Here is an 18,400-nt window from a genome sequence, read left to right as displayed (position 1 = left end):
TAAGGAGCAAAAGTGCTCCATTCTAAATCGAAGGGATGTATCAGCGCTTACGCCACTGCGTCCACCACTGGTTTCCGCGGATTCTCGGTCAAGGGCAGCACTTCTTGCTGGAACGGCAGAAAGATCGAAAACGTCGTACCGGAATTCTCTCCCTGGCGGCTCCGCATGCGAATCGTGCCGCGATGCTTCTCCACGACGCCCTTGGTTACCCACAGCCCAAGGCCCGTGCCGTTCTCACCTTTGGTGCTGAAAAACGGCTCAAAGATGTGGAAACGGTCTTCCGGCGCAATGCCCCCGCCGCTATCAGCGATGATGAAGCTCAGCCCGCGCTCGCCCGTGTTACGCCGTGTCGTCTCATGGACGCGCAGCACCATCCGCCCATTCGGCGGGATCGCCTGGATCGCATTCGACACCAGATTACAAAGCGCCTGCCGGAGCTCTCCGGGAAAAGCCGGAAACTTCTTCCGATACTCCACCCTGCGCTCCACCACCATGTCCTTCTCGCGGATCTGACGGTCGAACAGCCAGAGCACGCCTTCGAGCAACTCCGCGATATCAATTGGCACCGCATGTGGCGACTCGCGATAGAAACTCAGCGTCTGGTGACTGATCTCCGCCACGCGCTTCAGTTCGGTCTGCGCCATCTCGATCAGGATGCGCGAATCGTTGGTCAGTTCCGGCTGTGTGCTGAGCAGATAAAGAACGTTCGTCACCGACGACAGCGGATTGTTGATTTCATGCGCCACGGTCGCTGCGAGCCTGCCGAGCATGGCGATCTTCTCGTTGTGCATCAGCGCTTCTTCCGCACGCTTGCGGTCGCGGCGGTCATGCGTCTCACGGAGTGCACGGTTCACGCATGGCACCAGGCGTACCAAGCGTTCTTTCAACACGTAATCAGTCGCGCCCTGCTTGAGCGACTCAATCGCCAGTTCCTCGCCGATGCTCCCGGACACGAAGATGAACGGGATATCCGGCACCTGCACCGCGGCAATTCGCAGCGCACTCACCCCGTCGAAATCGGGCAGAGCATAGTCGGCAAGGATGACGTCGAATCCGCGCTCCCGGATGGCGTTGATGTATTCATCCCGCCGTTCCACTCGCTTCGTCTGGCAGTGAATGCCGCCTGCCTTCAGCGTGGAAATCGTGAGTTCCGCATCCAGCGGACTATCTTCCAGCAACAAGACTCTCAGCACATGGCCCTCGCACAATCTATTTCAACGCGACCGCAACCTTCGGAACCACGCTTCCCGGCGGTGGCTGATTAATGACCGCCCAGAACAAACCGATCTCCCGTATGGCCTGCGTGAACTCGGTGAATTCCACCGGCTTCACTACGTAAGCATTCACTCCCATCTTGTAGCTCCGGTTCAGGTCAGGTTCTTCGCGCGACGACGTCAGCATCACGACCGGCACCGTCCGCAACATCGCGTCGGTCTTCACCTGCTCCAGTACTTCCAAGCCGTCCACTTTTGGCAGTTTCAGATCGAGCAACACCACCGCCGGATTGCCTGCTGCGCGCAGCTTGAAAATGCCCCGCCGGAAGAGATAATCCAGTGCCTCTTCGCCATCGCGGACGACAATTACTTCGTTGGCCAGCCGGTTGTCCGCCAGCGCTGCCAGGGTCAGTTCAATATCTTTTGGGTTGTCCTCTACCAGCAGAATCGGTTTAAGCTCTGCCATCGCTCTCCTCCATCGCGTCTTCTTGTACCTTCGGCAACGTGAAATAGAACGCCGCCCCCTCGTCCACTACGCCTTCGGCCCAAACCCGTCCGCCATGCCGCTGTACGATCCGCCGCACGCTGGCGAGGCCTATCCCTGTCCCTTCAAACTCCTCCATGCGATGCAGCCGCTGGAACACGCCAAATAATTTGTCTGCATACTTCTCGTCGAAGCCAACGCCGTTATCTTTTACCCAAAACTCCCACTCATTCGCATGCTCGCGGACGCCCACTTCCACGTCCGCCTCCGCCTTGTGCCGCGTGTACTTCACCGCGTTTGCCAGCAGGTTACGCATCGCCAGCTTGAGCATCGCGCCGTCGGCAAACACGATTGGCAGGTCCGGCAGAGTCCAGTGGATCACGCGCCCGTTTGCCTCGCGCATCACATCGCGGACAACTTCCTTCAACAGCAGGTTCATATCCACAGGAATCCAGCGCAGTTGTGAGCGCGACATCCGCGAGAACGCCAGCAGATTGTCCACAAGTGCGCCCGCGTACTGCGCCGACTCGGCAATCGTCCGCACATAGTGCCGAGTCGTCTCGTCGGTATTCGTCAGGTGCCGCAGCAACAAATCTGAAAATCCTGAGATGTGCCGGAACGGTGCGCGCAGGTCGTGCGACACCGAATACGAAAACGCCTCCAACTCCTGATTCGCTTCCTGCAACTGCGCCGTGCGCTGCTCCACCCGACGCTCCAACTCGGCATTTAGCTTTCGCACCTCTGCCTCGGCCGCCTTGCGGGCGGTAATGTCGCGCATGATGGACAGATGACGGTGCGCCTGGAAATCCACGGTCGCTGTGTATTCGATCTGCCGGACGCCTCCATTCGGCTTGCGCAGTTCGAACTCGCCACGTCGACCAGATATCTCCGACGCGCGCAGCGAGCCGGCAACCTCTTCCCTGTCCTTGAAACTTAAGAAGTCCTCAATTGTCGCCCCTACGAGCCGTTCCCTCGGCACCGCGAACAACTCACTCGCCGCCGGGTTCGCCGCCGTGAACCGGCCCCGATCGTCCCAGATAATCATCGCGTCCATGGCGTTGTCGAATACCGCGCGGAATTGTTTCTCGCGTTCCGCAAGCGCTTCGTGCGCGGCCTGCAACTCGGTGTAGCGCTCCTTCAACTCCGCCTGCGCACGCTTCGTGCGCATCAGCGCGCGCACAATCGCCACCAGTTCTACCGAGTTAAATGGGAAAGTCAGGTAGCCATCTGCGCCCGATTCCAGCGCCGCCGCCTTGTGTTCCGGATCGGTGAACGCGGCGGAAACTTGCAGGATCGGGATCTCGCACGTGCGCGCATCACTCTTGATTCGCCGGCAAACTTCAATTCCATTGATGTCCGGAAGCTGCACATCCAGCAGCATCAGGTCCGGCAGCTCCTGCGCCAGATCGAGACCCTGCTGTCCCGTCGCAGCTTGTTTCACATGGAAGCCTGCAGCCGAAAGCATGCGCGAAATCGCGTACCGCTGCGGATCGCTATCGTCGACGTAAGCGATCGTCAGGGGCGCGTCAGTCTTGGGAACGTCGTCCCGCGAACGTTGGATTCCGGCTTGGGTCATACGGTCTGGCGGAAGCGATCCGCACAGCCCTCCATCAACGTCAATCGGCGCCATGAAAGCCTGTAAGGGTACTCGTTTCCGCGAGTTTGGATGGCGCGATCAGCTACTTGGGATGCCTCGGAAACGTAAATTCCCGATCTCCACGATGAGCCCGCCGCATGTGCTTACCTCACAAGCCTGTGTGATAAGCGTCACTTCCCTGTTGTGCATTGCCATAGACAATCAGGCGACGCTGGGGATGGTTATCCCCGCGCGATTTCTCTCCGGTTAACCGCCGGAAACGAGGTAGCCATGGCACGAGGTACCGTGCAGATCGTGGTGGAGCGATGTAAAGCCTGCGGCTTTTGCGTCGAGTTCTGCCCCACGAAGGTCCTGGAGCTTTCCTCCGCATTCAACTCAAAGGGCTATCATCCGCCCCACGCCGTTAATCCCGACAAATGCAGTGGCTGCGATCTCTGCGGCATGTTCTGTCCCGACTTCGCCATTTACGGCTTCCGCATGAAAGAAGCCAAGGCCGAGGCCGCCAAGCCCGAAGACGAAAATTCCGCACCCGAGGAGGCCTCCAGTGCAAGCTGATCCCGCTGGTGTTCTCACTGGCTCTCATTTCCTCGATGGCGACCACGCCTGCTGTGAAGGCGCACTCGCTGCCGGCGCCCGCTTCTCTTCCGGATATCCGATTACGCCGTCAACCGAAGTCGTTGAGCGCTTCGCAGCTCGCGTTCCGACTGTCGGCGGCACCTTTATCCAGATGGAAGACGAACTCGCGGCTTCAATCACCCTGCAGGGCGCGGTCTGGGGCGGCGCGAAGGCATTCACCGTCACCTCCGGCCCGGGCTTCTCACTCATGATGGAGCACCTCGGCTACGCCGTGATGACCGAAACCCCCTGCGTCTTCGTCAACGTCCAGCGCGGGGGTCCCTCGACGGGCCTTCCCACGCTCCCGGCCCAGGGCGATATGATGCAGGCTCGCTGGGGTTCACACGGCGATTACGAGATCATCGCGCTCTGCCCGAACTCTCCGCAGGAATGCTTCGACCTCACCATCAAAGCTTTCAACTATGCCGAGAAATATCGCGTACCGGCGCTGGTCATGCTCGACGAAGTCGTTGGCCACATGACCGAAAAGGTCGTCATCCCGACTGCCGACCAGATCGAAGTTGAGCCGCGCCACTTCACCACCAAAGACCCGAACAACTTCCATCTCTACGCTCCCGACGAGAACGGAGCCCCCGAGATGGCACACCTCGGCCAGGGTTACTCCGTCCATGTCACCGGCCTCACTCACGACGAGCGCGGCTACCCCAACATGACTCCGCAAACGCAGGACTCGCTGATGAAGCGCCTAAAGAACAAGATTCTCGACCACGTGGACGACATCGTCCTCTACGAAGAACAGGACGTCGAAGGCGCCGAAGTCGTTGTCGTCTCCTACGGCATTACCTCACGCGTCGCACAGCGTGCCATCGACATGGCGAAAGACCGCGGCCTGAAGGTCGGCAAGTTCCGCATCATCACCGCGTGGCCCTTCCCCGAAAAGCAGATTCGTGAAATTGCCTCGAAGGTGAAAGGCATCGTGGTTCCCGAACTCAACCTCGGACAAATGGTGCGCGAAGTCGAGCGCGCCGCCAACGGCCAGTGCCGCACCAAGCTTGTTCCCCACGCCGGCGGCACCGTCCATCGGCCTGAAGACATCCTGAACGCGATTGTGGAGGTGTTGCGATGAGCACCGATCTCATCCATCCGGGCAATCCGGTAGAGCCATTCCTGCGGACTGATCGCATGCCCCACATCTGGTGTCCGGGATGCGGCATCGGCACCACCGTCAACTGCTTCTCGCGAGCGCTGATCGAGTCATGCATGAACGTCAACGACATGGCCATCGTCAGCGGCATTGGCTGCACCGGTCGCGTCGCCGGCTACGTTAATCTCGACTCGTTCCACACTACCCACGGACGCGCGATTCCCTTCGCCACAGGTCTAAAGCTTGCCAATCCCAAGCGCCAAGTCGTGGTCTACAGCGGCGACGGCGACTTGTTTGCGATCGGCGGCAACCACCTGATTCACGCTGCCCGCCGCAACATCGATCTCAAGGTCATCTGCGTGAACAACCTGATCTATGCCATGACTGGCGGCCAAACCGGTCCCGCGACACCCGGCGACGTCATCACCTCGACCGCGCCCTACGGTACGTTCGATCCGGCCTTCAACCTGCCGTATCTCACGGAAGCCGCTGGCGCCGTGTACGTCGCGCGCTGGACGACCTTCCACGTTCGCCAGATCACCAAGACGATGCAGGAGATGTTCTCGAAGAAAGGCTTCTGCTTCCTCGAGATCGTCTCCCCCTGCCCCACGCTCTACCAGCGCCGCAACAAGATGGGCGACGGCCTCGACACCATGAAGTACTACAAGGCTATGAGCAAGGTGAAGCACGGCGCGAATACGAAAGATGTTCCACTCAGCCGCCAGGGCGAAATCATCGTCGGCAAGTTCGTGGACATCGAACGCCCCAACTACATGGAACTCATGCGCAACAAACTCCACGACAGCCTCGGCGAGCAATACGTGGAGACAGACGAACTCACCTGCGAGGAGGCGACGTCATGCAGCGACTGCAGCTAACCGAAATTCGTATCGCCGGCTTTGGCGGCCAAGGCGTCATCCTTTCCGCAATCGTCATCGGCAAGGCCGCTTCGATCCTTGAAGGCGGATTCGCCACCATGACCCAGAGCTTCGGCCCGGAAGCCCGGGGCGGCGCCTGTAGCGCGCAGGTCGTCATCGACTCCAAACCCGTGCTCTACCCCTACGTGACGAATCCCGACATCCTGATCGTCATGTCGCAAGAGGCTTACACCAAGTTTGGTCCCGAGTTGAAGCCCGGCGGCGTTCTGATCGTCGAACAAGATTTGGTGAAGATCACCGGCATGTCGCAAGCCGGACGCGTTTACAGCGCCCCCGCCACGCGCCTCGCCGAAGAACTCGGCAAGCGCATGATCCTCAACATCGTGATGGTCGGCTTCACCGCCGCCGTGACCAACATCCTTCAGAAGGAATCTCTGCGCGAAGCCGTAGCCAGCTCCGTTCCGCCGAGTTTCCGCGAATTGAACCTGAAGGCCTTCGATCGCGGATACGAATACGGCGTCCAGGCTCTGCAAACCACGCCCGAAACTGGCGTTGATGAAAACACCGTCAAGGTCTATGACGGCGTGTAGTAGTTAGCGATTTACCCTCTGGGGAGCAGCAATGCTCCCCATTTTTATTTCGCCGAACTCACTTCCACATTCCGCGTCGGCTGGCGCCGCGACTGGTTGTTGAATCCATCACGGTACCCAATCGTGAATCCCCGTGCGAAGCCGCTGCAATATTCATCGGGCAATCCAAGGCATGGCGGATTGATGGGATTCGCCTGGGGTGCGACACGCCCGTCTTCACCGCCTTTTCGTCGCCCGTGGGAGTAGCCATCGCGGAAGCCATCGTCGAACGGACGCACCAGCGATTTCACGGTAAGCCCCTCCGCCGCTTGCCGAAGGTTCACAATTGCCCGGAACGGCAGCTCATGCGTCGCATCGGAATAGCCGGCGCGAAAGCCATCGTGGTATCCGAACTTGTAAGAGCTTTTGGATCCGAAGTAGTTCTGAAAACCATCGCGCTTGAATTCGGCGATGACCGCCGGATCGCGTGGTTCCCTTCCCAACTGAAGGTCAAGGTCTCCAAAGTGAAACCCAGCCTCGTACCCATGCATGTACCCATGGGCGAAGGGCGACTCGGTAAAGAGGGTACTCGCGGAGTCATTACCGAGGTGACGCTCCTGCGCGACCAAAATCGTGGTACAAAGTGTCAACCAAATCGCAAGTGCAAGTCGACCACCGGGCGTCATAGCCACCTCACTCCGTCTGCTTCCAGACGCTGATTAGGATGTCTGTGACTCCCAAAAACGTTTGTAGCTGGGTTGAATTTTGTTGGCGCTGACATAAAGAGCTAAGGTCAATTTTCCGCAGCCTTAAGAACTAAGCTGCATAGCCGATGCCAGCCGTGGGCCGCATAATCGGTCTCACTGAAGCCAACAATCGAAGCCCTCTGAACTTTGAATCCTGGGGGAAAATGAGTGCAGCCGGGTTTCGAGAGTGAGATCAGCAAGGGCCCTGGTGGTTTGACGCCATCAGGGCATACTTCTATCCGAATGAGCGTACAGCAAGATCTCCGCTCCCACCGCCGCTTGTTTCTGCGGATGAGCGCTTGCCTGCTCTGCACCACATCTCTTTTCGCTGCCGCTGATTACACCCGCGACACGGTTCCCCACCACCCGAAGAAAGCTCAGCCCGCGCGTCCCGCGGCAACGGCCCGTGTGGCTCTCTTTGAACGGGACGACCTTCCCCGCGCCACCAAGCTCGCCCAGTTGGAACTCGCTCGGGCGCCGCACACCATTGAGCCATGGTTTCTCGCCATGGAGATCGCTCATGCCAGTGCCGACGCCCGGACTGAGCTCAAAAGCGCGACTGAAATCTGTCGTCTTGCTAAAGATGCGGACCCACGTGGCCTGATCGCTGCCATGCGTCTCGAGGCGACCGGCCAGAACAGCGAGGTCTTCCGCGACCATCGATCCCAGATCGAAGCCGTCGCCGCAAAAGACTCGGTTTGTTCCGCTGCCGCGATCGAAGCCCTCTACACCGCCGGATTGCAAGGCCTCCCCAACACTGACTTACGCGCCCTCGCGCTCGCCTCCGGCTGGATCACTAACTGGAGCATCGCCCGCGTCAACGGTGGCTCCGCTTCCGAACGCTTCGAGTTCCCCGACGCCCGTGTTCGCGTCCCCGATTACCTGCCGCGCAACGCCAAGTACGTCGCGCAGGCCGAATACCTAGCCACCGAATCTGGCACATTCACCATCACCGGCGATCTCAATGCCACGCAAATCACGATGGATGATAAAGGCGTCACCGGCGCCGTCGCTCTCGAATCTGGCGTCCACCAATTGCGGATCACTTTCCGCCCCGGCGACGTCACGCCGCGCATTCGCATCGCGAAATCGCTGACGTTCGATCCTGCAACCGTCGCGACGCTCCATCTTCCGCCCCACGAGTCTGCCTACATCGAAGCCGCAGCGTTGGCCGCTACCGGCGATCTCGCTTCTGCCGCCGCCAAGCTTAATACAGCGGATCTCGCCGCCACCCAGATTGGCCACCTACTTCTGGCCACACGTAAACCAGCGGCTCCGTCCGACCCTCTCGACCACGCGCGTTGGCTCGCCGGCAACAACCGCTACCTTGAAGCCCTCGATGAGTTGAACGAATATGTCCGCGAGTGGCCGCTTGATCGCGATGCCCGTCGTCTGTTGATCTCCGAATTGCAGCGCCTCGGCAACAACACTTCCGCCGACCGCGCTGCCGCCGAATTTCTCGCGGTCGCACCCAACGCCCGCAACTACCGTCGCATGGCGCAGAACGCAACCTCCGTCGACGGCCTTGTGCCTGATCCGCCGTTCTTCGCCGCTTACCGGCGTCCGGCGCCCGCACCGCTGCAGACCGCCGGCGCGCCCGCGGTCGTCCTGTTGCAAGACAAAGTCGCGATCTCGCGTCCCGACGGCAGCGTCTCGCTCTACATGCATCGCGTCGTCCAGTTGATGAACGACGAAGGCATCCAGACCTTCCAAACGCTCCCGTTGCCCGAGGGCGCACAACTCCTGACCTCACGCATCGTCAACGGCGACGCCTCTCTCGCCTCTTCTCCGCAACCTGGCGACGAGATCGAAGAAGAGTACGTCGTCAATTACATTGGCGACGGCGGCATGGCCGCGCATCCCGAGGCCTTCCAGTTCGTCTTCAACACCTTCGACTGCCCATTGCTCGACGCCCGTTTCGTGGTCCTCTCGCCCTCGGTCGAAACCCCCGGCTACGTCATCGCCAGTGGCGAAACCCCCGCCTCGCGAACCGAGTTCCGCGACGGCCTCCGCGCCCAGATCTGGGAGAAATCCACCACGCCCGATACGATCATCGCCGACCCCGCCATCATCCGTGTCGTCGAAAACGAAAACGGCTGGTCCACCCCACCTTCGGTCGAGCGCAAACGCAACCTCCTGACCATCCACCCCGGCCCCCGCAACCGCGAAGCGTAATTTCTTAACCACAGAGATCACAGAGTCTCACAGAAGATTTCTTGAATTCAAAATTCCTCCGTGTCCCTCTGTGTCCTCTGTGGATGAGATTTTTGCCTTAAACTAGGAATATGCCGTTAACGAACGACGAAATCCTCACCGCCCTCAAAGAGTGCTACGACCCCGAAATCCCCGTGAACATCGTGGACCTCGGCCTGGTCTACAACGTCCGCATCAAGCCCACGGAAGTCCCCAGCGCCACTGGAGAAGACATTGAGGTGGACATGACGCTCACCTCGCCCGGATGCCCCTCGCATACCGACATCAGCCAGTCCGTCCAGCGCCGTCTCTTCCAACTCCCAGGCGTCGTCAACGTGAAAGTCGAAATGATCTGGGAACCCGCGTGGTCCCCCGAGCGCCTAAGCCCCGAAGCCCGCAAACAACTAGGCATCGAATAACGCTGTGTATTGCGCGCAAACGAAAACGGCAGCCACGAGCTGCCGTCCCTAAAACCTAACTCCTAATTCCTAAAAAACTTCGTTTCCGTCGTGTTTAAAGATTCGGTGTTACCGGCTGTACTCCCGAATCTCATCCCAAGCCGCCGCCCCACGCTCTTCCGCGGCTTCAGCAAAGCGCTCGCCAATCTTCTGCAGCGTCGCAAAAATCTGCGTCCCGCGCGACAGGTACTCCGGCGCATTGTCCCAGATCGCCTCAAAGCGCTCCGGATACTCCGATGCCAGCACCGCTAATCCACCCGCAGCCAGCGCGGTGCCCACCGAACGACGTCCGGTAAAGAACAAAATCGCCCCCGCACCCACGGAGCCACAAATCACTGCCTTCTTCCAATTCTGCATTCCATCACCCCTGTCATCCTGAGCGGAGTTTCGCGAAGCGAAACGGAGTCGGAGACCCCTATCCGCGCACGAATTCGTCCCTCTGGCTTAGAACCGCGAATCAGACCTTCCGTTGTACGCGTCCCTCCGGAGATTGTCCAGCGTCAGCTATAATGACTTTGCGCGCCCGTAGCTCAGCTGGATAGAGCGAATGCCTCCGGAGCATTAGGTCGGGAGTTCGAATCTCTCCGGGCGCACCATTCTTCCCTTTCCCCGCATATACTCACTCGCACTATGAAGCCCAATTTCCTGACCTTCAACGGTGCCGTCCCCCGCTCCCCCGCCATCGACGCCTGGTTCCACCAGCATCCCGGCGAACTCGGCGCCATCGCGAGGGAATGGTTCGAAGTCATGCGCGCCGCCGGCGACGAGGTCCTCGAGCTCCTCCATGACGGTTGCCCCGTCGCCTGCTTCGGCGACGCCCCCTTCGGCTACGTCAATGTCTTCACCAGCCACGTCAATGTGGGCTTTTTTCACGGCGCGTCTCTCCGCGATCCCGCCCACCTGCTGCAAGGCGACGGCCGCTTCATGCGTCACGTAAAGTTGAAGGCCGGATCCCCGGTGAACTCCGCCGCATTAGCCCATCTCATCGAAGACGCCTACGCGCACATCAAATCCCGCGTCGAACACGGCTAATTTTCTCCGCAACTGCCAAGCGGCTAGCCCACAACACCGCCCCGACCTCCACTACCCTCTCTTGTCATCCAGAGGAGCGCAGCGACGAACAACCTGCTGTTCCGCCAATCGGAGCCACTACTGCGAAGCGGACTTTGTCTCCCGCCACTTCTCCACCCGATACGCCTGCAGCAGTCCCTCGTGCTTCGTCGGGATCGACACCGGCACCGCGGAAACCGCGTTCCATACGTACTGGTGTATTTCGGGGCTGATCACGATTTCCGCCGCTCCCGCGCCATCGCAAAAGCGCGACGTTCGATTCACGGCATCGCCAATGATGGTGTACTCCATTCGCTCCGGTGAGCCGATGAAGCCATGCAACACATCGCCGGTATGCACCCCGATGCCAATCTCGCACACCGGTTCTCCGCGTGCCCCGCGCCGCTGGTTCAGCTCGCGCATCGCGACCTGCATCTCCATCGCGGCCTTCACCGCTTTGTGGTGATGCTGCGGGTCCGCATCGGGACTACCGAACACCGCCAGGATCGCATCGCCAACAAACTTGTCCACCGTACCGTCATTGCGGAAGATGCAGTCGGTCAGTGCCAGGAAGTAATCATTCAGCATCGCGACCACGTCCTCCGCGTCCATGGTCGCGCTCATCCGCGTAAAGCCACGAATATCCGAGCACAATATCGAAACCGACGACCGCTCCCCGCCGAGCCTGAGCTTTCCCTGCTGCGCCCTTTCCAACAGACGTTTGCGGATTCGCGGCGAGAAGTTCGTCAGCAGCCGCTCCATCACCGTCGCATTGGCTTGCAGTTTCATCTGCAACCGGTAGTTCGCAACTGCCAGCGCGAGTTGATGAGCCAGCGCCACCGCCAGCGATAAATCCGCTTGATGAAACCTCACGCCAGTTTTGGTCGAATCGAGACAGATCACGCCAAACGCTTCATTGTTGGCAATCAGGGGCGCATAAATTCCGGCTTCCAGCTGTCCGAATTGCTGGCTCACCGTGAGCTCTTCTTCCCTCTTCCAAATGAACGCGGTCTTCGTCTCCAGAGCCCGTGATACCGAAGTGACGCTCACCACCGGCGTCCCCGCCGGTATGTGGGCCTTGAGCAACAACCGCATCCCTTCTTCTTCCAGCATTAAAACGGAAGCACGCTCCGCGTTCGGCAACGCACGCAAGAGTTCGCGCAGGATCTCTTCCAGGAATGTCTGCAGATTCGCACCAACCCCGAACTTCCATGTGATCTCGCAGAGCGATACGAGTTTGTCGGCGCTCGAGCCACTCGCGTCCGGCCGTATCACGATGGACGCATCGAGCGATTCGCCGACTTCGTTGTGCTCCATTGTGCTGATCACGGCCTCATCGAGCACGATCATCGAATGTTGTGCCCGCCCTGGCAGCAGTTTCGCGAGCTCTTCCGTAGTGAAGACCTTCGCAATCGCCTCGTCTCCACTTTCCACCAGTGCCGTCAGCAGTGCGCGAGTGCTGGTCGGCGCTCCGTCAGCGAGCTCCAACGCGCGAGCAAACACCTTCTTCGTCTCCGGCGAGCGACTGATGACCTTGGGTGCGGAGCCTGATCCGGCGCTCTCCGGGGGATGCAACAAATCGCGGACGCGGCGCCGCACATCCTGCGCCTCCAGCCCGGCGCTCTTAAAAGTTTGTGCGATCTCCAGGCGCTCCCGCTGCAAATCGGCCGATTTCCCCGGATCGGAAACAGCAGAAATGTGCGGCGAGCGCCGCTCCAGCGCCGCCAGCCCGTAGATCAGATGGACCGGCTCAATCAGCGCACTGCTGCACTGCAGCGCAAGGTCGCCTGCAATCTGCCAGGCCGTCTCTACTCCCGCGGTAAGTTGCCGTTCCGCCATGGATGCCGGAAGTGTATCCGAAAATCCGCGAGCCATCAGCGGCGTTTTGTCATCCCAGCCCAGGGAAGCCTCTATCCCGCAACATCGCCTCGCGGCCAGCCCAAGCCACCGCCCGCAGCCCGACCACTCCCTCCTGTCGTCCTAGAGGAGCGGAGCGACGAAGGATCTGCTGTTCCGCCCACGCCAGCCACAACGCTCTACCACCCGCCCTGCATCATATTCAGTGCAAGCCCGGAGAGGCCAACCAATGGCGCAGTCCACGTCGAAAGAAGAAAAACACTTAGATTTTCAGGGTTTTGCCACCACTGCCTCGAACCTCGTCGGCACCCGCTGGTCGTTCCTCGCCGCGGTCATCATCATCGTCGCGTGGGCTGTCACCGGGCCAATCTTTCACTACTCCGACACCTGGCAGCTCATCATCAATACCGGCACCACCATCGTCACGTTCCTCATGGTCTTCCTCATCCAGAACACGCAGAACCGCGACGCGCGTGCCATCCACCTGAAGCTTGATGAAATCATCCGTTCGATTCACCACGCGCACAACGAGATGATCAATATAGAAAAGCTCTCGGACGAAGAATTGTCGGAGCTAGCGAAACAATACGACGCCATCCGCGACGAATGCGAAGCCCGCAAATCCCGCCAAGCCGCCTGACTTCGGATCAGTGTTACGCCGCCGCTTCCAGCATGGCGCGCAGCCGCTTGCGTCCCTTATGAAGCTGCGATTTGCTCGTCCCCTGCCGGACGTTCATGATCTCGCAAATTTCCCGGTGCTCGTAGCCGTGGAAATCGTGCAGCAACAGCGTAGACCGATACCCTGGCGCCATCTTCGCTATCAACCGCTCAAGCGTTACGCGATCGGTGATGCTCCGCAGGTTGCTGTCCTGCACGCGCAGCACGCGCTCCAACTGAACCACCTTGGTGGCGTCTTCCTGCCATTGCCCAAGCGATTCGTTGTTGTCCTTCGCCTGCTGGTCGCGGATGTACATCAGCGCCGTGTTGCGCGCGATCTGGTACAGCCATGTCCCAAACTGCGAGCGACCTTTGAAGAGATGAATTTTGCGAAGCAGCAGAAGGAAGGTGTCCTGGACGAGTTCTTCGCTGATGGCCTGGTTCTTCACCAAGCGATTGCACACCGCAAAGACCAAGGTTCGATATTGCAGGTAGATTTCTTCGAACGCTTCTCGATCACCATTCATTGCTGCGGTGACTACGGCGGGATCGACTGCTGATTTGCGGGCCATTTACGCATAGATGGCGTGCATTGCGACGAGGAGCATACGACAATGCACGCCAAGCCCGCGAATACTTACGGCACCAGAAAGAGCTTCGGCAGTTGCTTCACCGATCGCAGCTTCGGATACGCAAGCTTTGCTATCTCCCAGAAGAACTGCAGCACGACAATGATCATCACCGCGCGCCAGCCCAGGTGGCACGCAAAGTTGATCTGCCGCACCGCATCGTTAAGGCTGGCGTCACTTCCCGGTCCTGGCACCACGAACTCATTCGCGGTGAGCAGAAATCCGATGATCGTAATCGCGCTCAACTTTGTAACCAGCATCGTGGCAATCCGCCAGCCCCGCGAGTTCGGCGAGAAAATCACCATGCCCTTCATTGCCAGTTGAATGCTGACGAACACGATCGCCATCTCGTACACAGTCGTCCAAATAGCTGCCGGACGCGGCACGTGCGGGTAGTTCATCGCCGGGCCAAGAATCCACATCGGGTGTTGCCGAAGCATGATGAGGAATGCCAACCCGAAGAGGCTGCCGATAAAGTCGAAGATCGGGTTGGGCCTTTTCTCCGGAACCTCCGGCTGGGGCTGCGGCACCTGCGGCAACTTGCTCGGCTTCCACGAGTAGAGAAGGTTGGGGTTCGACATGTAGTTTTCGCGCGCATATTCCAGCAGCCCAAAAACCAGCGTCATCCAAGCGGCAAAGTAGAATGCAACCGGAAAGAATCCGAAAACAATCTCGACAAGCCGCTGCACGGTGACGGGCTCGGTGATGAAACGCCCAAAATTTGCAACCGTGTAGAGCAGCATCACCCATGGCAACACGATCCTCATCGTGTACCAATAGAACGGAAAGACGCCGGGGCCGATCAGATAGCGCTTTGGCAAATACCGCGAAGCCACCTGCATCGGATGCCCGTGCTTCTTGAGGATCTCTTCCTCTTCCGCGATCGTCAGCGGACGTCCGAGCTCCTGCTCGCGGTCCTCCGCCATTTCCAGAATGTTGGCGCGCAGTTCGGCGAGGATGTCGTCACGGCGTTCCTTCGGCAGATGTCGTCCTACGGCATATAAATAGCGATCAATCAGTTGCATGACTCACCTCGTTGACCAGCTTTCCAATCGAACCATTGATTCCCCGCCACTCCACCAGCAACTTCCCCAAAACTTCTTCCCCCACCGGCGACAAACGGTAAAAGCGCTTGTTCCGCTTCTCTTCCTCGCGCCACTGGCTCATCAGCAGCCCCTGCGACTCCAACCGTCGCAGCAATGGGTAGAGCGTGCCTTCATCAATCGGCAGGCCGTCATCTTCGAGCGCCTTGCGCAAGGTGTATCCATAGCGCTCGGTACGAAGCTGGGCCAGCACCGCCAACACCAGGCAGCCTCGACGAAGTTCCAGCCGAAGGTTCTCTAACAACTCGGCAGCGGATTGTGTACCGTTCGCCATATAGGATGTGTCACATACTGTATGTAACACAGTATGTTGTCAAGCAATTTCGTAACGCGCTGATTTAGCGTAACTTGCTGCAACTCTCCGACCAGCTTCTTACCTCTCAGTATCCATATGAAGCGGAAACAAGGCAGACACTCGACCTTTTGGCACCGCCATGGCCTCGGTTTGACGGCACTCGGAATCCTGGTGCTGTGGATCGTTCTCTACAGCCTTTGGGACCCGCAAACCCACTGGGGATCGTTCTTCGGCAATGCCGTCGCCGACTGGACGGGCATGGTGGTGATGATCTACGCCACCAAACATCTCTACGAAAAAGGCTCTTCGGAGAGCAAAGATCCAGACCCCAAACTGTTACGCGAGCCTCTGCTTTGGGTGTACGACCATTCCCTCACCCTGTTTTTGCTCGTAACCGGCACCGGATGGATCTTCCTCTTTGCGCGCTCGGCCCCCGATGGCAAGTGGGGGCAGGTAGCCGGCAACATCGTGTCGGAGTGGACCCAAATCGTGGGGCTCGTGCTGCTGACGAAACACCTCATCGAATGGCATTCGAAAGAGAGCCAGAACAGCGACGAGTGATATAAAGTGCGATAAGCCACTCCGAAAGGACCTCGCCGAGCCATGCGAACACTGCGATACGCGTTACTTCTCACCTTCCTGGCTTCGGTAATGGCATCGCTTGCGGCAGCTCAAAACATTGTGAGTGACGACGACCATCGCTTCACCGTCGCTGTCCCAATTGGTTGGCGCGTGATCAAGCTGCCTGACCACATGAAGCTCACCATGGGCGATTCGGTGATTCATATCATGTACATTCCCGGCCAACCCTCCGCCGCGAAGGTGGGAGAGGCGGCGCTGGGAGCTTCCGGAGAGTCGTACGTAAATGCCGTGGAAACCGAGAAAGGCGTCGCGACCCTCGGTGGAGATGACGGGGTGTTCGTCAACTTCCAGGCCTACGACGAACGCAGCGTGGACACCCTGGTGCATGTGGTGGCAACCAAATCGGGGTGGTGCTTCTTCGCCGCCACATCCGATGCTGCTTATTCTTCCCTGCGCGTCCAATTCGACAAGATCGAGAAGAGCTTCGCTCTCACCAAAAACATTCCCCAGGCCACGCCCGCACCGGAGCCGCAAAAAACCGACTCCACGCCGCACAATTAGCATCGCCGCGAGGTGATATCCTTTCTGTTACACCACTCGCGAGAACTCTTTCCTGCATGTCTGATTCCGATAACTTCAGCGACATCCTCAAGCAATACGACCACGCGCGTAACAGCAAAGGCCAAATCGAAGGCACCGTCGTCTCGGTCAACGATGAATTTGTTTTCGTGGACATCGGTTACAAGACCGAAGGCACCCTGCCAGTCTCGGTTTTCACCAAGCCCGTAAATCCCGGCGACAAGCTTCTGGTTTCCATCGCCGGACGCGATCCGGAGGGCGGCTATTATCTGCTCTCGCGCACCCGGGTGCAGATTCCCACCGACTGGTCCGCGCTTGAGAAGGCCTTCGCTGACGAAGCCACCATCATGGGCACCGTAACCGGCGTTATAAAAGGCGGCGTGACCGTTGACGTGGGCGTACGTGCATTCATGCCCGCCTCGCGTACCGGCACCCGCGATGCCGCCGAGATGGAAAAGCTCGTCGGCAGTGAAATTCGTTGCCGCATCACCAAGATCGATGTAGCCGATGAAGACGTTGTTGTTGACCGTCGCGCCGTTCTTGAAGAAGAAACCCGCGCGCAGGAAGGCCGACGCTACGAAGAGTTGCAGGAAGGCGCGACTGTTCACGGCACCGTCCGAAGCCTCGCCGATTACGGCGCGTTCGTAGACATTGGCGGCGTGGATGCCCTTCTGCACGTGGCTGAAATCTCGTGGTCGCGCGTCAACAGCCCGGCTGATGTCCTGACCGTTGGCCAGGAAGTCGAAGCCAAGGTCATAAAAGTCGACCCCGAAAAGCGGCGCATTTCACTGAGCATGAAACAGCTTCAGCCGCATCCGTGGGACTCAGTGCCGTCGAAATACAAAGTCGGCGACCGCGTGCGCGGAACGGTCTCTCGCCTGATGGATTTCGGCGCATTCGTTGAGCTTGAGCCCGGTATCGAGGGAATGATTCACGTCTCCGAAATGTCATGGGCGAAAAAGGTCCGCAAGCCCAGCGATCTCCTGAAAACTGGCGACAGCGTCGAAGCTGTCATCCTCGGCATCAATCCGGCAGAAAAGCGCATTGCTCTCGGACTGAAGCAGGCGCTCGGCGATCCCTGGAAAGACGCGTCACAGAAGTTCGCCGCCGGAACCGTAATTGAAGGCCCAGTCACCAGCGTTCAAAAGTTCGGCGCATTCGTGCAGTTGACCGAAGGCGTGGAAGGCATGGTGCACGTCAGTGAACTCAGCGACAAGCGCGTAGATCATCCGCAAGATGTCGTGAAGCTCGGCCAGCGCGTGCAGGCGATGGTCCTAGCGATCGATCCCGAGAAGCGCCAGATCAAGCTGAGCATGAAGCAGCTCATCCCCACCGGCCTCGACGAATACATCGCCGAGCACAAACTTGGCGACATCGTGAGCGGACGTGTGCTCGAGGTCAATGGCGAGCGCGGACGCGCGGAACTCGGCCAAGGCATCCAGGCCGAAGCCAAGTTCACGCAAAAGGCAGCTCAACCCGCAGCGGCGGCCACCGCGAAAGCCGATCTCTCTTCCCTTACCTCCATGCTTCAAAACAAGTGGAAGAGCGGTGCGTCCGCGAGTTCGAAGTCTGAAGATCTCCGTGCCGGCCAAATCCGCAGCTTCAAAATTACGCGCCTCGACGCCGACGCAAAGAAGATCGAAGTCGAACTCGAGTAAACTGCGCAACTCGAAAGCCGCACTTCGGGTGAAAGGCACGCCTTTACGGTCTGTTGTAGAGATTCGCAACAGCCTTGACGAGTGAGACACAACCGAAACATCGTGTCGAAGAATTTGCTTGACGTGCTGCG

At 59.1% G+C, this 18,400-nt stretch carries 20 protein-coding genes and 1 tRNA gene; 12 read left to right on the top strand and 9 right to left on the bottom strand.

Features of this window, described 5'->3' with window-relative positions; genetic code table 11:
• Nucleotides 1-47: 47 nt before the first annotated feature.
• The 3 genes from ACID345_RS25345 to ACID345_RS09285 are packed head-to-tail and all read right to left on the bottom strand — an operon-like array spanning nt 48 to nt 3,328.
• Complete coding sequence (locus tag ACID345_RS25345) at nt 48-1,193, bottom strand: sensor histidine kinase (protein ID WP_011522617.1); 1,146 nt, start codon at nt 1,191-1,193, stop codon at nt 48-50.
• Between the two features lie 16 nt (nt 1,194-1,209).
• The gene (locus tag ACID345_RS09290; RefSeq protein WP_011522616.1) at nt 1,210-1,680 is read right to left on the bottom strand and encodes a response regulator; all 471 of its coding nucleotides are present in this window, start codon (nt 1,678-1,680) and stop codon (nt 1,210-1,212) included.
• A complete protein-coding gene (locus ACID345_RS09285; protein WP_011522615.1) occupies nt 1,667-3,328 on the bottom strand; it encodes an ATP-binding protein in 1,662 nt (553 codons plus the stop codon). Before ACID345_RS09285 ends, ACID345_RS09290 begins: the two co-directional genes overlap by 14 nt.
• A 237-nt stretch (nt 3,329-3,565) precedes the next feature.
• On the opposite strand from ACID345_RS09285, the gene ACID345_RS09280 reads away from it, so the two are divergent.
• Genes ACID345_RS09280 through ACID345_RS09265 form a run of 4 tightly spaced genes read left to right on the top strand, consistent with a single transcriptional unit; the run spans nt 3,566 to nt 6,483 of the window.
• Complete coding sequence (locus ACID345_RS09280; protein WP_011522614.1) at nt 3,566-3,850, top strand: 4Fe-4S dicluster domain-containing protein; 285 nt, start codon at nt 3,566-3,568, stop codon at nt 3,848-3,850.
• The gene (locus ACID345_RS09275) at nt 3,840-4,997 is read left to right on the top strand and encodes a 2-oxoacid:acceptor oxidoreductase subunit alpha (protein WP_011522613.1); all 1,158 of its coding nucleotides are present in this window, start codon (nt 3,840-3,842) and stop codon (nt 4,995-4,997) included. The genes ACID345_RS09280 and ACID345_RS09275 overlap by 11 nt, the downstream gene beginning before the upstream one ends.
• Nucleotides 4,994-5,893, top strand: a complete 900-nt coding sequence (locus ACID345_RS09270; RefSeq protein WP_011522612.1) for a 2-oxoacid:ferredoxin oxidoreductase subunit beta — start codon at nt 4,994-4,996, stop codon at nt 5,891-5,893. The genes ACID345_RS09275 and ACID345_RS09270 overlap by 4 nt, the downstream gene beginning before the upstream one ends.
• On the top strand, nt 5,875-6,483 hold the full coding sequence (locus tag ACID345_RS09265; RefSeq protein WP_011522611.1) for a 2-oxoacid:acceptor oxidoreductase family protein: 609 nt from the start codon (nt 5,875-5,877) through the stop codon (nt 6,481-6,483). The genes ACID345_RS09270 and ACID345_RS09265 overlap by 19 nt, the downstream gene beginning before the upstream one ends.
• 44 nt (nt 6,484-6,527) lie before the next feature.
• On the opposite strand, the gene ACID345_RS09260 is transcribed toward ACID345_RS09265, so the two are convergent.
• Complete coding sequence (locus ACID345_RS09260; RefSeq protein WP_148210062.1) at nt 6,528-7,112, bottom strand: hypothetical protein; 585 nt, start codon at nt 7,110-7,112, stop codon at nt 6,528-6,530.
• A 339-nt stretch (nt 7,113-7,451) separates the two neighbouring features.
• On the opposite strand from ACID345_RS09260, the gene ACID345_RS09255 reads away from it, so the two are divergent.
• The gene (locus ACID345_RS09255; protein ID WP_041855569.1) at nt 7,452-9,383 is read left to right on the top strand and encodes a hypothetical protein; all 1,932 of its coding nucleotides are present in this window, start codon (nt 7,452-7,454) and stop codon (nt 9,381-9,383) included.
• Between the two features lie 110 nt (nt 9,384-9,493).
• Nucleotides 9,494-9,820, top strand: a complete 327-nt coding sequence (locus ACID345_RS09250) for a metal-sulfur cluster assembly factor (protein ID WP_011522608.1) — start codon at nt 9,494-9,496, stop codon at nt 9,818-9,820.
• Nucleotides 9,821-9,928: 108 nt separating this feature from the next.
• Here ACID345_RS09250 and ACID345_RS09245 read toward each other — a convergent pair whose 3' ends face one another.
• On the bottom strand, nt 9,929-10,216 hold the full coding sequence (locus ACID345_RS09245) for a hypothetical protein (protein WP_011522607.1): 288 nt from the start codon (nt 10,214-10,216) through the stop codon (nt 9,929-9,931).
• Nucleotides 10,217-10,378: 162 nt separating this feature from the next.
• Here ACID345_RS09245 and ACID345_RS09240 point away from each other — a divergent pair.
• Both ACID345_RS09240 and ACID345_RS09235 read left to right on the top strand, forming a co-directional pair.
• A tRNA-Arg gene (locus ACID345_RS09240) sits at nt 10,379-10,455 on the top strand.
• A gap of 34 nt (nt 10,456-10,489) precedes the next feature.
• On the top strand, nt 10,490-10,891 hold the full coding sequence (locus ACID345_RS09235) for a DUF1801 domain-containing protein (RefSeq protein ID WP_011522606.1): 402 nt from the start codon (nt 10,490-10,492) through the stop codon (nt 10,889-10,891).
• Between the two features lie 117 nt (nt 10,892-11,008).
• On the opposite strand, the gene ACID345_RS09230 is transcribed toward ACID345_RS09235, so the two are convergent.
• On the bottom strand, nt 11,009-12,784 hold the full coding sequence (locus ACID345_RS09230) for an adenylate/guanylate cyclase domain-containing protein (RefSeq protein WP_011522605.1): 1,776 nt from the start codon (nt 12,782-12,784) through the stop codon (nt 11,009-11,011).
• A 211-nt stretch (nt 12,785-12,995) separates the two neighbouring features.
• On the opposite strand from ACID345_RS09230, the gene ACID345_RS09225 reads away from it, so the two are divergent.
• A complete protein-coding gene (locus tag ACID345_RS09225) occupies nt 12,996-13,406 on the top strand; it encodes a low affinity iron permease family protein (protein ID WP_011522604.1) in 411 nt (136 codons plus the stop codon).
• Between the two features lie 13 nt (nt 13,407-13,419).
• On the opposite strand, the gene ACID345_RS09220 is transcribed toward ACID345_RS09225, so the two are convergent.
• The 3 genes from ACID345_RS09220 to ACID345_RS09210 form a co-directional block, all read right to left on the bottom strand.
• Nucleotides 13,420-13,995 (bottom strand): RNA polymerase sigma factor, encoded by a 576-nt coding sequence (locus tag ACID345_RS09220; protein ID WP_011522603.1) that lies wholly within the window; start codon nt 13,993-13,995, stop codon nt 13,420-13,422.
• A 65-nt stretch (nt 13,996-14,060) separates the two neighbouring features.
• Entirely contained in the window at nt 14,061-15,077 is a 1,017-nt protein-coding gene (locus ACID345_RS09215; RefSeq protein WP_011522602.1) for an HAAS signaling domain-containing protein, read from the bottom strand.
• Complete coding sequence (locus ACID345_RS09210) at nt 15,064-15,429, bottom strand: PadR family transcriptional regulator (protein WP_011522601.1); 366 nt, start codon at nt 15,427-15,429, stop codon at nt 15,064-15,066. The genes ACID345_RS09215 and ACID345_RS09210 overlap by 14 nt, the downstream gene beginning before the upstream one ends.
• 117 nt (nt 15,430-15,546) lie before the next feature.
• On the opposite strand from ACID345_RS09210, the gene ACID345_RS09205 reads away from it, so the two are divergent.
• The 3 genes from ACID345_RS09205 to ACID345_RS09195 are packed head-to-tail and all read left to right on the top strand — an operon-like array spanning nt 15,547 to nt 18,269.
• Nucleotides 15,547-16,011, top strand: coding sequence for a hypothetical protein (locus tag ACID345_RS09205; RefSeq protein ID WP_011522600.1), 465 nt, complete (start codon nt 15,547-15,549; stop codon nt 16,009-16,011).
• A 42-nt stretch (nt 16,012-16,053) separates the two neighbouring features.
• Nucleotides 16,054-16,593: a hypothetical protein gene (locus tag ACID345_RS09200; RefSeq protein ID WP_011522599.1), complete on the top strand. Its 540-nt coding sequence runs from the start codon at nt 16,054-16,056 to the stop codon at nt 16,591-16,593.
• 56 nt (nt 16,594-16,649) lie between these two features.
• Nucleotides 16,650-18,269 (top strand): 30S ribosomal protein S1, encoded by a 1,620-nt coding sequence (locus ACID345_RS09195; protein ID WP_011522598.1) that lies wholly within the window; start codon nt 16,650-16,652, stop codon nt 18,267-18,269.
• The last annotated feature ends 131 nt before the right edge of the window (nt 18,270-18,400 follow it).

The organism is Candidatus Koribacter versatilis Ellin345, from assembly GCF_000014005.1.
GTDB classification, from domain to species: Bacteria; Acidobacteriota; Terriglobia; order Terriglobales; family Acidobacteriaceae; genus Korobacter; species Korobacter versatilis_A.
The sequence above is the reverse complement of the archived record's forward strand: the minus strand, read 5'-3'. Positions and strand labels throughout refer to the sequence as shown.

Coding starts and splice junctions, on each gene's coding strand:
- ACID345_RS09290 (WP_011522616.1), bottom strand. CDS start 1,680: ATGGCAGAGCTTAAACCGATTCTGCTGGTAGAGGACAACCCAAAAGAT.
- ACID345_RS09285 (WP_011522615.1), bottom strand. CDS start 3,328: ATGGCGCCGATTGACGTTGATGGAGGGCTGTGCGGATCGCTTCCGCCA.
- ACID345_RS09280 (WP_011522614.1), top strand. CDS start 3,566: ATGGCACGAGGTACCGTGCAGATCGTGGTGGAGCGATGTAAAGCCTGC.
- ACID345_RS09270 (WP_011522612.1), top strand. CDS start 4,994: ATGAGCACCGATCTCATCCATCCGGGCAATCCGGTAGAGCCATTCCTG.
- ACID345_RS09265 (WP_011522611.1), top strand. CDS start 5,875: ATGCAGCGACTGCAGCTAACCGAAATTCGTATCGCCGGCTTTGGCGGC.
- ACID345_RS09255 (WP_041855569.1), top strand. CDS start 7,452: ATGAGCGTACAGCAAGATCTCCGCTCCCACCGCCGCTTGTTTCTGCGG.
- ACID345_RS09250 (WP_011522608.1), top strand. CDS start 9,494: ATGCCGTTAACGAACGACGAAATCCTCACCGCCCTCAAAGAGTGCTAC.
- ACID345_RS09245 (WP_011522607.1), bottom strand. CDS start 10,216: ATGCAGAATTGGAAGAAGGCAGTGATTTGTGGCTCCGTGGGTGCGGGG.
- ACID345_RS09235 (WP_011522606.1), top strand. CDS start 10,490: ATGAAGCCCAATTTCCTGACCTTCAACGGTGCCGTCCCCCGCTCCCCC.
- ACID345_RS09230 (WP_011522605.1), bottom strand. CDS start 12,784: ATGGCTCGCGGATTTTCGGATACACTTCCGGCATCCATGGCGGAACGG.
- ACID345_RS09225 (WP_011522604.1), top strand. CDS start 12,996: ATGGCGCAGTCCACGTCGAAAGAAGAAAAACACTTAGATTTTCAGGGT.
- ACID345_RS09220 (WP_011522603.1), bottom strand. CDS start 13,995: ATGGCCCGCAAATCAGCAGTCGATCCCGCCGTAGTCACCGCAGCAATG.
- ACID345_RS09215 (WP_011522602.1), bottom strand. CDS start 15,077: ATGCAACTGATTGATCGCTATTTATATGCCGTAGGACGACATCTGCCG.
- ACID345_RS09210 (WP_011522601.1), bottom strand. CDS start 15,429: ATGGCGAACGGTACACAATCCGCTGCCGAGTTGTTAGAGAACCTTCGG.
- ACID345_RS09205 (WP_011522600.1), top strand. CDS start 15,547: ATGAAGCGGAAACAAGGCAGACACTCGACCTTTTGGCACCGCCATGGC.
- ACID345_RS09200 (WP_011522599.1), top strand. CDS start 16,054: ATGCGAACACTGCGATACGCGTTACTTCTCACCTTCCTGGCTTCGGTA.
- ACID345_RS09195 (WP_011522598.1), top strand. CDS start 16,650: ATGTCTGATTCCGATAACTTCAGCGACATCCTCAAGCAATACGACCAC.